Origin of the sequence: Streptomyces sp. MRC013, from assembly GCF_023614235.1 — a bacterium.
Classification (GTDB): Bacteria; Actinomycetota; Actinomycetes; order Streptomycetales; family Streptomycetaceae; genus Streptomyces.
Genome location: NZ_CP094264.1, coordinates 3,634,920 through 3,648,168, shown reverse-complemented (window position 1 = coordinate 3,648,168; position 13,249 = coordinate 3,634,920). Strand labels below are relative to the sequence as shown.

The 13,249-nt window shown below is 74.4% G+C and carries 10 protein-coding genes, 1 tRNA gene and 1 pseudogene; 4 read left to right on the top strand and 8 right to left on the bottom strand.

Translation table 11 applies throughout. The features are described 5' to 3' along the window. The first annotated feature begins 1 nt into the window (after position 1). Genes pgsB through LUW75_RS16640 form a run of 3 tightly spaced genes read left to right on the top strand, consistent with a single transcriptional unit; the run spans position 2 to position 2,956 of the window. Positions 2–1,369, top strand: coding sequence for a poly-gamma-glutamate synthase PgsB (gene pgsB / locus LUW75_RS16650; RefSeq protein ID WP_462933746.1), 1,368 nt, complete (start codon positions 2–4; stop codon positions 1,367–1,369). Continuing rightward, positions 1,366–1,848, top strand: a complete 483-nt coding sequence (locus tag LUW75_RS16645; RefSeq protein WP_250336315.1) for a poly-gamma-glutamate biosynthesis protein PgsC/CapC — start codon at positions 1,366–1,368, stop codon at positions 1,846–1,848. The genes pgsB and LUW75_RS16645 overlap by 4 nt, the downstream gene beginning before the upstream one ends. A 22-nt stretch (positions 1,849–1,870) precedes the next feature. Continuing rightward, on the top strand, positions 1,871–2,956 hold the full coding sequence (locus LUW75_RS16640; protein WP_250336314.1) for a C40 family peptidase: 1,086 nt from the start codon (positions 1,871–1,873) through the stop codon (positions 2,954–2,956). A gap of 93 nt (positions 2,957–3,049) precedes the next feature. Here the strand turns inward: LUW75_RS16640 and LUW75_RS16635 are convergent, their stop codons facing one another. The 4 genes and pseudogenes from LUW75_RS16635 to LUW75_RS16620 form a co-directional block, all read right to left on the bottom strand. Next, positions 3,050–3,781: a ferritin-like domain-containing protein gene (locus LUW75_RS16635; RefSeq protein ID WP_250336313.1), complete on the bottom strand. Its 732-nt coding sequence runs from the start codon at positions 3,779–3,781 to the stop codon at positions 3,050–3,052. 592 nt (positions 3,782–4,373) lie between these two features. Then, positions 4,374–4,718 (bottom strand): annotated as a pseudogene (locus tag LUW75_RS16630) (alpha/beta fold hydrolase); the annotation flags it as partial. A gap of 429 nt (positions 4,719–5,147) precedes the next feature. Further along, positions 5,148–5,218: transfer RNA gene (locus LUW75_RS16625), tRNA-Cys, on the bottom strand. 810 nt (positions 5,219–6,028) lie between these two features. After that, entirely contained in the window at positions 6,029–6,808 is a 780-nt protein-coding gene (locus LUW75_RS16620; RefSeq protein ID WP_250336312.1) for an SDR family NAD(P)-dependent oxidoreductase, read from the bottom strand. A gap of 181 nt (positions 6,809–6,989) precedes the next feature. Between LUW75_RS16620 and LUW75_RS16615 the strand changes: the two genes are divergently transcribed. Next, a complete protein-coding gene (locus LUW75_RS16615) occupies positions 6,990–8,819 on the top strand; it encodes a glycoside hydrolase family 3 protein (RefSeq protein WP_250336311.1) in 1,830 nt (609 codons plus the stop codon). A gap of 70 nt (positions 8,820–8,889) precedes the next feature. Here LUW75_RS16615 and LUW75_RS16610 read toward each other — a convergent pair whose 3' ends face one another. From LUW75_RS16610 to LUW75_RS16595, 4 genes are all read right to left on the bottom strand, one after another. Beyond that, positions 8,890–10,314, bottom strand: coding sequence for a S28 family serine protease (locus LUW75_RS16610; RefSeq protein ID WP_250336310.1), 1,425 nt, complete (start codon positions 10,312–10,314; stop codon positions 8,890–8,892). Positions 10,315–10,437: 123 nt separating this feature from the next. Further along, the gene (locus LUW75_RS16605; RefSeq protein WP_462933745.1) at positions 10,438–10,851 is read right to left on the bottom strand and encodes a hypothetical protein; all 414 of its coding nucleotides are present in this window, start codon (positions 10,849–10,851) and stop codon (positions 10,438–10,440) included. A gap of 70 nt (positions 10,852–10,921) precedes the next feature. Further along, positions 10,922–11,278 (bottom strand): hypothetical protein, encoded by a 357-nt coding sequence (locus LUW75_RS16600; RefSeq protein ID WP_250336309.1) that lies wholly within the window; start codon positions 11,276–11,278, stop codon positions 10,922–10,924. A 766-nt stretch (positions 11,279–12,044) separates the two neighbouring features. Further along, on the bottom strand, positions 12,045–13,067 hold the full coding sequence (locus tag LUW75_RS16595) for an alpha/beta hydrolase (RefSeq protein WP_250336308.1): 1,023 nt from the start codon (positions 13,065–13,067) through the stop codon (positions 12,045–12,047). Positions 13,068–13,249: the final 182 nt, after the last annotated feature.

The following is a 13,249-nucleotide window of genomic DNA, read 5'->3' as shown; positions in this document are numbered from 1 at the left end:
CGTGCTCTTCCTCTACACCGTGCTGGTGGTGTGCTGCGCGATCCTGCTGATCGCCGGAGTCGTCGAGCAGCGGCGCCACTTCGCCAACCTCGACCGCATACCCGCCCGGGTGCTGGTCAACGGCATCCGCGGCAAGAGCTCCATCACGCGGCTGTGCGCGGGCGCGCTGCGCGGCGGCGGCCTGACCACCGTGGCCAAGACGACCGGCACCGCGGCGCGGTTCATCCACCCCGACGCCACCGAGGAGCCGGTGTACCGCAAGTTCGGCATCGCCAACGTCGTCGAGCAGATCGGGATCGTCCGCAGGGCCGCCGCGTACCGGCCGGACGCCCTGGTGATCGAGTGCATGGCCGTCATGCCGGCCCTCCAGGAGATCAACCAGTCCAAGCTGATCCGCTCCACCATCGGCGTCCTCTGCAACGTCCGCGAGGACCACCTGGCCGAGATGGGCCCCACGCTCGACGACGTCGCCCGCTCGCTGTCCCGCTCCATGCCGGAGGGCGGCGTCTGCGTGACCGCCGAGAAGGACCGGTTCCACATCCTCCAGGAGGAGGCCGACGCCAGGGACTGCCGGCTGGTGTACGCCGACCCCGAGAGCGTGACCGACGAGGAGCTGCGCGGCTTCAGCTGGTTCACCTTCAAGGAGAACGTGGCCATCGCGCTGACCGTCGCCGAACTGCTCGGCGTGGACCGCGCGACCGCCCTGCGGGGCATGTACGACGCCCCGCCGGACCCGGGCGTGCTCTCCGTCGAGCGGTACCGCACCCCCGACGGCAAGCGGCTGCGGTTCGCGAACGTCTTCGCGGCGAACGACCCGGAGTCGACGCTGATGAACATCAACCAGCTGCTCGGCCTGGGCGCGATCCACCGCCCGCTGAACGTGGTGATCAACTGCCGTCCCGACCGGGTCGAGCGCAACGGCCAGATGGGTGAGATCGTCCCGCAGCTCGAACCGGACGCGGTGTTCGTGATCGGGCACCCCGCCAAGAGCGCGATCGACGCGATCCCCGCCGAGTGGCGTTCCCGCGCGATCGACCTGGGCGGCGACCGGCGCGACCCCGAGGAGTTCATGGCCCGGTTGCTCGGGCACCTCGGGCCCGACTCGTCGCTCGTCGCCATCGGCAACATCCACGGGCAGGGCGAGCACCTGCTGGAGCACCTCGCGGAGCTTCCCCCGGACGAGGAGCCGGACGACGCCCGGGAGAGCGGCGCCGAGCCGGCCGAAGGCCCGGCGGAACCGTACACGCCCCACCTCGACCCCTTCGCCGACTACTCACCGGCCTACGAGTCCCACTACCAGCAGCCACACGTGCCGCGGCAGCACCAGCACGCCGACGCGTGGCCCGGCTCAGGAGAAGAGCACCGTTGATCCCCGCCGTCCTCACCCCCGAGATCGCCGCGATAGGCATCGCGCTCGGGTTGCTGTTCTCGCTGGTCTGCTACCTGACGACCAACCTGTCGCCGGGCGGCATGATCACCCCGGGCTGGCTCGCCCTCACCCTCGTCGAGGACCTGCAGCGTGCCGCGATGGTCCTCGGCGTGACGGTCCTCACGTACCTGTGCACGCTCCTCACGCAGAAGTACGTCATCCTCTACGGCAAGCGCCTGTTCGCGACGGTCGTGCTGATCGGCGTGGTGCTGCAGGGCACGGTGATGATCGTGCTGCAGATGGAGTTCCCCCTGCTGTACGCGAACCAGACCCTCGGCTTCATCGTGCCCGGGCTGATCGCCTACCAGCTGGTCCGCCAGCCGAAGGGTCCGACCGTACTGGCCACCGGCTCCGTGACGCTCATGGCCTACGTCGTCCTCACCGCCGGAATCCTGCTCGGCGTCATGCCGTCCGTCTGACCGACCGTTCGGAGTCGAAACCATGAGCGCAAGGACCACACGCGGTTCCCGCCCCGCCCTCCACGCCGTCACCGTGATCTCCCTGCTCGCCGCCAGCGCGTACCTCACCGTGGAGCTCCGCAAGGAGGAGCAGGCCAAGGCGCCCGCCGTGCAGGCGGTCACGGACAGGCCGGATCCCGCGTCGGCCGGTGCCGGCCGGCCCTCCGGCAAGCAGACCTGGGAGCGGCTGCGGAACCCGGACCGCTCGGTGCTGCGGGGCGAGAACGGGGACGTGCTCGCCACCTTCACCGACCGGGCCCGCACCGCGACGCTCACGGGCCCCAGCCGCACCTTCACCGAGCCGGCCCACACGGAGTCCCGCATCGTCACCGAGAACTGGGTGAGGCTGATGCCCGAACCGTGGAAGGAGGGCTCCGAGAAGGAGCCGTGGTTCACGGAGTGGTTCGAGGAGAACTTCGGGAGCAAGGAGGACGACCTGTTCGCGATCGCCTTCCAGTACATCGACCAGGCGCCCGTGAAGCAGGACGACGCCGGGATCAAGTACGCCGGCGACGCGCAGTTCGGGCCCGTCAACCCCAAGGGGAGCGAAGGGGCGGACTACCGGCTGGAGAGCTCCGACTTCTACGACTACCTGGGCATCCCCTACACCTTCCGGGACGGCACCACGATGCGGCCCGAGGCGGCGCGGGCCCGGTCCGTCGACTGCTCCGGCTACATCCGCGTGGTGCTGGGCTACCGGGCTCGCTATCCGCTGATGGCCACGGACGAGGCCGGCGACGGCCTGCCCCGCACCGCCGACAGCATGGCCCGCTCGAAGCTCGGGGTGGACGTCATCCCGCTGGGCGGCAGCGGGGCGGACTCCGCCAAGCCGACGTCGATCGACGTGCTCCAACCCGGTGACCTGGTGTTCTTCGAGCTCGACGCCCGTACGAAGGACCGGCTGGACCACGTCGGCATGTACGTGGGCAACGACACCGACGGGCACAAGATCTTCATATCCAGCCGGGAGGAGGCCAACGGCCCCACCATCGGAGACAAGGGCGGAGCGTCGAGGCTGGACGGCGGCGGTTACTACGCGAAGGCCCTGCGCGGCGCGAAGCGCCTGTGAGCCGGCGGCGCGGCCGGGGCTGGCCGCGCCGTGGCGGAGGACCGGATCGGCGGCCCGCCTTCCCCGAAGAGGCGAGCGGGAGGCGGCGGACCGTCAGCCCGGGTCCGTCCGCGTGCCCGGGCGGGGTGCCAGCACCGCGGAGACGACCGCGCTCGACGAGGCCGCGACGTCGGCCGCGAAGCGCAGGCGTCCGACGCCGACCCTCCGCAGCGCCGGGCCGTGGTCGACGGCGACGACGAGGGCGGCGGCGAGCAGGAGGAGCTGCCACAGGGCCGTCACCGGGCGGCGCAGCGCGCGGGGCAGCTCCGCCAGGGAGGCGTGCAGCCGGTCGCAGTGGAACGGGACGTGGCGCCGTTCGTCGGACAGGATCCGCCCCGCCACTTCCGAGGTGAGCGGGTCGTCGGCGCCGTCGCGCAGGGCCCGGTAGTAACGGAGTGCCACCACTTCCGCGACCATCAGCACCAGCAGTTCCGTGCGCAGGCCCATGAGGCGCCGCAGCCGCACGAAGGCCGTGTCGCTCCAGTGGCCGGTCAGCTCCGGTACACCGCCCGCGGCCAGCAGCCGGGCCAGCAGCCGGGCGTGGTTCCGCTCCTCGGCGACGAAGAGCCGGACCGCCCTGGCGTAGTCGTCGTCGCCGGCCGCGTCCGCCTTGCCGACGAGGCCGGCGCCGTCGCCCTCCTCGCCGACCTGGAAGCGTCGGATGCCGGCCCACACCGCCGGGTGCAGCGTCGCGCCCCGCTCCCAGTCCGGATCGCCCTGGACGCGCCTGCGCTCGCGCGCCTCCTCGAACCGCCTCGTCCACGCGGCGAAGTCGTCCGTACCCATTCGCTTCCCCTCCCCGGGGCATCGGCACCCTGCCCCGAAGGGGGACGACGCCGGCGGGCACCGAATCGTTCCGCCGCCGCCCGGCGCCGCGGGCCCCGCCGCTTCCCCGGCGAGCGGATCCTCGCTGCGGACCACGTTCACGGGGAGCCCGGCGCGCGGGCAGGAAGCGGAGCGCGTCCCAGGCCTCGGTGGAACCGGTCAGCAGTCGGCACGGGCACCGTCGCGGTACCGGTGTGCGGCGCGGGTGCCTCACTCCACCCGCAGGAACGCCGAGACGGCCTCCGTGAACGCCTCCGGAGCCGCGCGGTGGACCAGGTGGCCGACCGGGATGGTGACCATGCGCCCGTGGGGGGACGCGGCGGGCCAGTTCGGCGACGCCGTTCTGGGGGACGTGGCTGCCGAGGCCGCCGGCCACCACCAGGGTCTCGGCGGTGATCTCGCCGAGCCGTTCCAGCCAGCCGGGGTCGGGCGCGTCGATCTGCCCCCTGACGGCCGGTACCACGTCCCAGTCGAAGGCCGGGTCGCCGTCCGGCCTGACCGGGGTGGTCCGCTCCCGGGGGCGCGGGGCCGAGACGTCCTCCAGGACGAGCCGGCTCACCCGCCGCGGCCGGTCCTGCGCCAGCAGGTACGCCACGACCCCGCCCACGGAGTGCCCGATCAGTTCCACCGGCCCGGGTACCAGCAGGTCCAGGAACCGGAGTACGTCGTCCCGCATGAGTTCGAGCGAGTAGGCCCCCGGCCGGTCGCTCCGGCCGTGGCCGCGCAGGTCGAGGGCGTGGACCCGGCGGTTGCGGGCGAGGGCGGGGGCCACCGCCTCCCAGTCGGTGGAGTCCTCGCCCAGCGCGTGCAGCAGGACGAGCGGCGGGGCGTCCGGCGGGCCCGACACGCGGTACGCCAGCCGGATCCCTCCCACCTCGACCGAGCGCTGATCGACCATGCCCGGAGGGTACGCGGGCAGGACCTGCCGGAGGGGCGGTGTTCACCGGCGGCCGAATCGCCGGCCCGGGGCACCCGGTTCCTCCGCCGTACGGGGCGGACGTGCCGGGAGGGGGGCCGCCCCGGTCCCGTACCTCCCCGACGGGGAGCGGAGGGGGTGGGCGGAGGGACGCGAGGAGGGGGTGAGGGGTGCGGTCGCTGTGCGCGCTTCCTGGCCGTGTGGAATGCGGGGAGGCCGTTTCCGGGCGGCCCGTGCGGGCCTCGGCGGCCGTGGCGCCGGTCGGCGCGGCGGGCGCGGGTTCCCGGCGGGCGGCTCTCAACCGATCCCGGTGCCGGCGGTTCTCCCCACGCCTCGCGGACACCCGTGAGAGCCGCCCGGCCGCACCCGGCCGCCCGCCGCCCGTGGATGACGGGCGGCGGGCAGGGGTAGAGGTGGAGACAGGATTCGAACCTGTGTAAACGGCTCTGCAGGCCGTCGCCTCGCCTCTCGGCCACTCCACCGGACGGGGACCTCCGGAAACCCTGGAAAGGTGCCGGAAATCCTTCCTCCTGTTCGGCGGGATTCCCCCGCCGACATGGAAGACATTAGCAGACCTCCAACCGCCGAGGGAATAGCCGGCGAACTTCTCGGGCAGCGTCCGTTCGACACGGCAATGGAACTCCGGTATGCCTTTTCCGATATGCCTCTCCGGTATGCCTTTTCAGCACCCCCTTTCCCGGCCCACCTCTCCCGTCATGCCTTTCCCGATATGCCTTTACGGCATGCCTTTCGGCAGTGGGCGGCGCCTCCCGGTGCCGGCGGGCCCGGTGGACCGGGGGTTCCCGCCGGGATCGGCGGAGGCGGCGCGGGGGGAAGCCGCCCGCCCCGGCTCCACGACCCTCGTCGCGCGTCCCGCCGGTGTCCCCTTTCGACGGGAATACCGCCTTGCCGCGCGTCCTGCCGGGCCGCCGGGGCCGAGCGGTTTTCCCGCCGGGGCCGGCGTTCACCGGCGGTGGATACCGACGGGAAAGAACCGGTTTCAGGGGCGTGCGGGACGCTCGGCGGGACCGCCCGTGAAAATACAAAAAGGCCCCTGTTGGGCCTTTGGACGCGACAGGTCCGACAGGATCCGGTTCCCCCGCGTCCGGCCGCCGGCGGCCCGCACGGGCGCCCCGGAGCAGGTGGGCGCACGGGGCGCCGGCGCATCCGGCACGGTCCCGGTCGGGTGCGTCGCCGCGGGGCCGGCGCGGCGCGGACGCCGTCCGGGCGGCCGGAGCGGCGGCCGCGGTGCCGGGTGGCCGGGCCGCACCCGGTCGCCCCCGCGGGGCGGCTCAGTGGGCGTGGAAGCCCCCGTCGACGAAGAGCGACTGGCCCGTGACGTACGCCGAGGCGCGGCTCGCCAGGAACACAGCCGCGCCCGCGAAGTCCTCGGGGACCCCGTTGCGGCCGGCGAGGGTCCGGGCCGCCAGGGCCTCGGCCGCGCCGGGCTCGGACCGCAGCCGCGCGTTGAGGGGGGTGGGGACGAAGCCGGGCACGAGGGTGTTGCAGGTGACGCCGTGCGGGGACCAGGCCTCCGCCTGGGAGCGGGCCAGCGACTCCAGGGCGCCCTTGGACACCCCGTACGCGCCGCTCCGGGCGAACGCGCGGTGCGCCTGCTGGGAGGTGACGTGGACGATCCGGCCGAAGCCGCGTTCGGCCATGCCGGGCCCGAACCGCCGGCCCAGCAGGAACGGCGCGTCCAGGTTCACCGCCATCGTCGCGTCCCACACGTCCTCGCCGAGGCCGTCCATCGGCGGACGCAGGTTGATCCCGGCGCAGTTCACGAGGATGTCCGGCTCGCCGAACACGGCGGCGGCCCGCTCGGCCGCCTCCCGCACGCCGTCGCGCGTGGCGAGGTCGGCGCCGACCCGGGCGGCGCGGCAGCCGAGCCCCTCCAGCTCCGCCACCGTCGCGGCCAGCTCCGCCTCGCGCCGGGCGACGACCACGACGCTCGCGCCGGCGCGGGCCAGCGCCCCGGCGACGGCCCGGCCGATGCCGGAGCTGCCGCCCGTGACCAGGGCGACGTGGCCCTCCAGGGAGAACAGTTCGGAGAGGTACGTCCGCGAGTCCATGCCGCCACCCTAGGCGGGTCCCCTCCCGGCGGCCGCGCCGTGTCCGGCACTCAGGTCGTCGGGGGGCGCCGGACGCGGGTCGGTCCTGCGCGCGTCCTTGACCCGGCAGTTGCTTTCGCCTACGTGTGACGTCCCGGAAGTTTCCTCCACTTCTCGTCACGTACGGCCGGAAGGAGCCCCCGTGCACCACCGAGCCACCTCCAGACGCACCGTCCTCGCCGCCACCGCCGCGGCGGCCGCCACCACCGGGTCCGCCGCTCCGCGGGCCGCCGCCGTCCCCCCGTCCACCGCCGCGGGCGGCGGCCGGGAACGCCGCCTCGCGCGGATCGTCTCCCGCATGAGCCTCGAGGAGAAGGTCGGCCAGCTGTTCGTCATGCGGGTGTACGGGCACTCAGCCACCCGGCCCGACCAGGCCGACGTCGACGCCAACCTCCGCGAGATCGGCGTCCGCACCGCCGCCGAGCTGGTCGCGAGGTACCACGTCGGCGGCATCGTCTACTTCACGTGGGCGCACAACACCCGCGACCCGCACCAGATCGCGGACCTCTCCAACGGCATCCAGCGCGCGGCGCTCGCCCAGCGGGTCCCCGTACCGGTGCTCGTCTCCACCGACCAGGAGCACGGCGCCGTGGCGCGGGTGGGCGAGCCCGCGACGCTGCTGCCCGGCGCGATGGCGCTCGGCGCGTCCGGGTCGCGGGACGCCGCCCGGCGCGCCGCGCGCATCGCCGGCGCCGAACTGGCCGCGCTGGGCATCCGCCAGAACTACGCGCCCGTGGCGGACGTGAACGTCGACCCGGCCAACCCCGTCATCGGCGTGCGGTCCTTCGGCGCCGACCCGCGGGCCGTGGCCCGGATGGTCGCCGCGCAGGTGAAGGGGTACCGGGGCGCCGGTGTCGCGGCGACCGCCAAGCACTTCCCCGGCCACGGCGACACCGTCGACGACAGCCACACCGAGCTGCCGTACGTCCACCACACGCGCGAGCAGTGGGAGGCGCTGGACGCGCCGCCGTTCCGGTCCGCGATCGCCGCCGGGATCGACTCGGTGATGACCGCGCACATCGTCGTGCCCTCCCTGGACCCGTCGGAGGACCCGGCGACCCTGTCGCGGCCCGTCCTCACCGGCATCCTGCGGGGGCGGCTCGGCTACGACGGGGTGGTGGTGACCGACTCGCTCGGCATGGAGGGCGTCCGCACCAGGTACGGCGACGACCGGGTGCCGGTGCTGGCGCTGAAGGCGGGGTGCGACCAGCTGCTCAACCCGCCGGACCTGGAGCTGGCCTGGAACGCCGTGCTGGACGCCGTGCGGGGCGGGGAGGTCTCCGAGGACCGGCTCGACGAGTCGGTCCTGCGCGTCCTGCGGCTCAAGGCGGGACTGGGCCTGCTGCGCGACCCGTACACCTCCCACGAGGAGGTGGACCGGGTCGTCGGCAGGCGGGCGCACCTCGCCGCGGCCGACCGGATCGCGGAGTCGACCACGACGCTGCTGCTCAACGAGGGCGGGCTGCTGCCCCTCAACCGGCTCACCCACCGCGACCTGCTGGTCGTCGGCGCCGACCCGGCGTCGCCGTCCGGGACGACGGGCCCGCCGACCGCGACGCTCGCCGCGGCCTTCACGGAGCTCGGCTTCACGGCGACCGCCCTGTCCACGGGCACCGCCCCGTCCGCCGCCCGGATCGAGCAGGCGGTCGCGGCGGCGGCGGGCAGGGACGCGGTCGTCGTCGGCACGTACAACGTGTCGGCGGGGAGCGCGCAGCGCACCCTCGTCGCGCGGCTCGCCGCGACCGGCGTGCCCGTCGTCGTGGTGGCCGTCCGCAACCCGTACGACGTCGCGCACCTGACGGGGCAGCGGGCGGCGCTCGCCTCGTACGCGTGGACCGACGTGGAGCTGCGGGCCGCCGCCCGGGTCGTCGCCGGCCGCGCCCGCCCGGAGGGCCGGCTGCCGGTGCCGGTGCGGCGCGCGGACGACCCGTCACGGGTGCTGTACCCGATCGGGTACGGCCTGTCCTACTGAGCGCCGCGGGCACGGGGTGCGTACCCGGCGTCGCGCGCCGGACGCGCACCCCGTGCCCGCACGGCGGGTGCTACGGGAGGAACCGCGGCTCGCGCTTGAGTTCGCGCTTGTCGAGGCGGGCGTCGTAGCGGGCCAGCGGCGCGGCGCGGTCCGGGTCGGCCAGGACGGCGGCCGGGGCGACGCCCGTCCACTCCAGGAGCCTCGCCGTGGCGAGGTCGCGCTCCCTCTCCGTCAGGCCGGCGATGCTGGCGCCGTGGTTGGCGCCGGGCGCGGTGAAGACGTAGCTGTCCTTGGCGCCCCGGTCGACGCGGAACGGCTCGGAGCTCCACGGGTCGCGCTCGCCGTTGACGAACAGCATGCGCCGGGCGTTGTGGCGGACCCAGGTGTCGACGTCCCGCATCGCCCACGGCTTGAACCGCACCGGGATGTCGTCCGGCACGAAGGCGTGCGCGGGCTGGTAGCCGTAGCGGGTGAGGCCGTCGAGGTGGCGCAGGCGCAGGCTGGGCGAGCCGAGCTCGGTGGCGGCCTGGTAGTGGTACGGCGTGTACGGCTCCAGGCCCTGGTCGGTGTAGAAGGACCAGCCGGAGTAGGCGTCGATGGTGTCGTACACGGCGTCGTCGGTGGCGGTGGCGGCGTCCGGGATGGTGGCGCAGTCCTGCTCGCCCCAGTACTGCCAGAAGGCCCAGACGAAGTCGAGGACGACCGCCTCGTACGCCTTGTCGAGGCTGCCGACGGTGTGGAAGGTGGCGCCCTCGGCGGCGGCCCACTCGGCGTACTTCCTCCGCAGCGGCTCCCGGCGGACGAGGGCCTCGCGCTGGAGGGCGTTCAGCCGGTCGCGGCACTCCCGGCTGCCGACGGTCGTGAAGAACCGGTCGTAGGCGGAGTCCTCGCGGTTCACGACGTCGTTGGGGGCGACGTACGCGACGACGGCGTCCATGTCGCGCGGGTAGAACCGCTCGTAGTACGTGGCGGTCATGCCGCCCTTCGAGCCGCCGGTGGCGACCCACTTGCGGTCGTAGATCCCCTTCAGCGCCGTGAACAGCCGGTGCTGGTCGGAGGCGGCCTGCCAGATGTCCAGCTTGGACCAGTCGGCGGGCTGGGGGCGGGAGAGGGTGAAGAAACGGTACTCCAGGGACACCTGGTTGCCGTCGACGATCCGGGTGGGCTCGGCGCGGCGGGGGCTGGTGTTGAGGTGGTACCCGCTGGTGAAGAAGACCGTGGGACGGCTGGTGTCCTTGTGCAGCAGGGTGAGGCGCTGCTGGAAGGTGCCCTTCGCGGGGCGGCGGTGGTCCACGGGCTGGGTGTAGCTGAGGACGAAGAAGCGGTAGCCGGGGTAGGGCTGCTCCTCGACGAGGGACATGCCGGGGATCGCGAGGACGCGGTCCTTGATGTCCGGGGCGGCGCTGTCCCGGCCGGCGGCGGTGGCCGTCCCGGCCGTGCCCACGGTGCCTATGAGCACCACGAGCGACAGCAGCCATCTGAGCGTCGTGCGCATGTGCTGCCTTCCACTGGGTTCGTTGCGGTCGCGGTGAACCTAGCGGTGCGCACGGGTGTGTGGCCACCCCCGACCGGGCAGCCCGGTGGCGTGCCGCCCGGCGGCACGCCGACTGACGGGGCGTCAGCAGAGGACCCAGCCGGTGGCGCCGCCGCGTCCGGAGACGGATCCGGTGACGCGGACGCAGCGGTTGAGGGCGTGGACGGTCACCGGGCCGGCCCGGTGGGTGAACCGCCCGGTGTCGGCGACGGCCCGGCCCCCGCGCGGCTGGAGGGTGACGGCCATGGGGCGGCGGACGCCGGGGGCCTTGGCGACGGTGACGGCGCAGGCGTACTGGCGGTTCTTGTAGACCCGCAGTTCCCCGGTGGCGAACCTGACGGACTTGGCGAGCCGCCCGGAGCAGCCGGCGGGCCCGGCGGTCTGCGCGGCGGCCGCGCCCGGCCCGGCGGCCCCGAGCACCGCGGCGGCGGCCGCGGCGGCCACCGCGACCGCGACCGCGACCCGGCCGCGCCGCGCTCCCGTCCTCCACCTGATCACCCGTCGCCCCCTCGGTCTCGTCCGCGTACACCCGTACGACGCGGAAGGCCGCCGGACGGTTGCCCTGCGGTCAGGCGGGCCAGGTCAGCACCCACAGGAGGGCGAGGCCGGAGAAGAGGAGCTGGGCGCCCAGCGCGCACCGCCGCACGAGGGCGGTGCGCGCGCCCCGGTCGGGCGTGAACAGCACGACGCAGCAGGCGACGGCGACCGCGGTGAAGCAGAACGGGAGCGTCCCCTCCGGCCAGCCGCCGCCGCAGGTCTCCCCGTACACGAGGCACCGGCCGCCCCGCTCCCCGGAGAGCGGCACCAGCCAGGCCGACAGCCACAGCGGGGGCAGCCCGATGCCGCAGACCAGGGAGGCGACCCGCAGCGAGCGGGCGGGGAGGGGACGGTGCGGGGGGACGGGCCCGGCGTCGTTCGTGTTCATGCCCCCATACCACCGGGGCCCGTCCACTCGCACATGAGCGGAACCACCCGGGTGCGGTACTCAACCGGGCGGGCGCCGGGTAGGCCGAACCCGGATCCTCCTTGACCAGGGTCCTGAACCACTCCGCGTACTCATCGGTGGCCTTGATCGACCAGCTCAGGACGGCTCCCTTCAACACCGGCACCGAACTCAGGGATTTCCCTGAGTCCCGGCAAACGTCGATCGCGGGCCGTCGCGGACGGAGCCCGCGGAGTTCGCCCCTGGCCGCCGCGGCCGTCCGCGAGCGGAGCGACGAGGAGCGGGACGCACTCGGCCCTCCCCGGCCCCCGGCGACCGCTCAGGCCGCCGCACCGAGATCCGGACGACCGGCTCCCGCACCCCGTCGCCAGGTCGGTGGACCGAACTCGAGCGGCGGGCACCCGGTTTCCGGCAGGACCGCTGCGACCACCGCGCCGTGGACATCGCGCCCGGTCGGCATGGCGTCCGCACCTGGCGTCAACAGCAGCGTACGACCACGCTCCCCGGCGGTCCGCCGCGTCATCACGCCCTTCACCGGAGCCTGCGGCGGCGTCCTGCCGGGCGAACTTCCGGCGCGGCGATCAGCACCAGGGGCCGACGCGCTTCGCGCCCTTCACCGGGAGGTTCCCCGCCGAGGTGATGTGCCGCTTCCTCGACCGGCCGGCCTGCCACGTCGATCGCGGGGTCCGTCCCGTGGTCGACGGGGACCGCGCCCACGGCGGTCCGGAGCGCCCCGGTGGTGTCCCGGTTACCGGCCCGGGCGGTCGCGCAGGGCGGCCAGCAGCATGGGCAGTGCGTGCCGCAGCTCGCGGTACCCGTAGGTCCCGGTGTGGGTCCCGGGGTGGATGTGCGTGGTCACCGGCGCTCCCAGGGAGGTGAGCCGACGGCTCAGCATCCGGTTCTCCTCCGCGCAGACGGCCTCGGTGACGGAGACGACGCCGTCGTCCGCCAGGGCCACCCACTTCTCGGTTCCCGGGATGTGCGGCTCGGGGTCCTCGCCGTCGAGGGGCCCCGGGGTGCCGTCGCCGGAGGCGAGGTAGACGGGCGTGCGGCGCAGGCCCTCGGCGTGGTGGAACGGGTCCCAGTCCAGCCACACCTTCCACTGCTCCCACGGGTCCCCGAAGATCGCGTAGCCGTCCACCCCCACGAACTCGGCGCCCGACAGCCACATCTCGGGGTGCCGGACCGGGTGCACCGGGGCCCCGAACGCGGCGACCGCGCCGAACAGGCCCGGGACCCGGGCGGCCATCCCCAGGGCGCCGAAGCCGCCCTGGGACTCGCCTGCCGCCGCCCTGCGCGTCCCGGCACCGTACTCCCGCTCCACCAGGGGCACGACCTCGCGCAGGAAGTACGTGCGCACCCCGGGCGGGCCGTACCCGCCGTGGTTCCACCAGTCGGTCCAGAAGCCGAACAGCGGCATGCCCGGCATGACGACCAGGACGTCCCGCAGTTCGGCGAGTTCCTGCACGCGGAACATCGTCGTCCACGTGGTGTGGTCGCCGTCACCGCCCGCCAGCAGGTAGAGGGTGGGCCAGCGGTCGCCGGGACCGCGCCGGTCCCAGCCGCGGGGGGTGAGCAGGGCCACGCGGCCGGGGCCGCCCAGGGCCGGGGAGTCGACGGTCAGCTCGACGAGCCGCTCGTCCACCCGCCGTTCCCCGGTGACGCGGCTCGTGGCCCTGGCGGGAGCCGCTCCCAGTAGTGGTGTTCCGCTGACGGTCAGGAGGGCCGCACCGGTGAGTACCGTGCGGCGCCGCGCGTGCAGATCCGACATACCGGCATCTATCGGCCGGGGGCGCCGGGCCTTGAGAGCGGTGTACGTCGTCGAACGGGCGACGGGGGCCGGCGGGGGGGCCGCCCGGCACGGGCACGACGGCCCCCGCGCGGGATCGGCGCGTCGGCGGACGGTCCACGGCCGTCCCGGAGGGCCGGCGGCTCCCGCGGCGGGCCCGCCGG

Coding starts and splice junctions, on each gene's coding strand:
- LUW75_RS16640 (WP_250336314.1), top strand. CDS start 1,871: ATGAGCGCAAGGACCACACGCGGTTCCCGCCCCGCCCTCCACGCCGTC.
- LUW75_RS16635 (WP_250336313.1), bottom strand. CDS start 3,781: ATGGGTACGGACGACTTCGCCGCGTGGACGAGGCGGTTCGAGGAGGCG.
- LUW75_RS16620 (WP_250336312.1), bottom strand. CDS start 6,808: ATGGACTCGCGGACGTACCTCTCCGAACTGTTCTCCCTGGAGGGCCAC.
- LUW75_RS16610 (WP_250336310.1), bottom strand. CDS start 10,314: ATGCGCACGACGCTCAGATGGCTGCTGTCGCTCGTGGTGCTCATAGGC.
- LUW75_RS16600 (WP_250336309.1), bottom strand. CDS start 11,278: ATGAACACGAACGACGCCGGGCCCGTCCCCCCGCACCGTCCCCTCCCC.
- LUW75_RS16595 (WP_250336308.1), bottom strand. CDS start 13,067: ATGTCGGATCTGCACGCGCGGCGCCGCACGGTACTCACCGGTGCGGCC.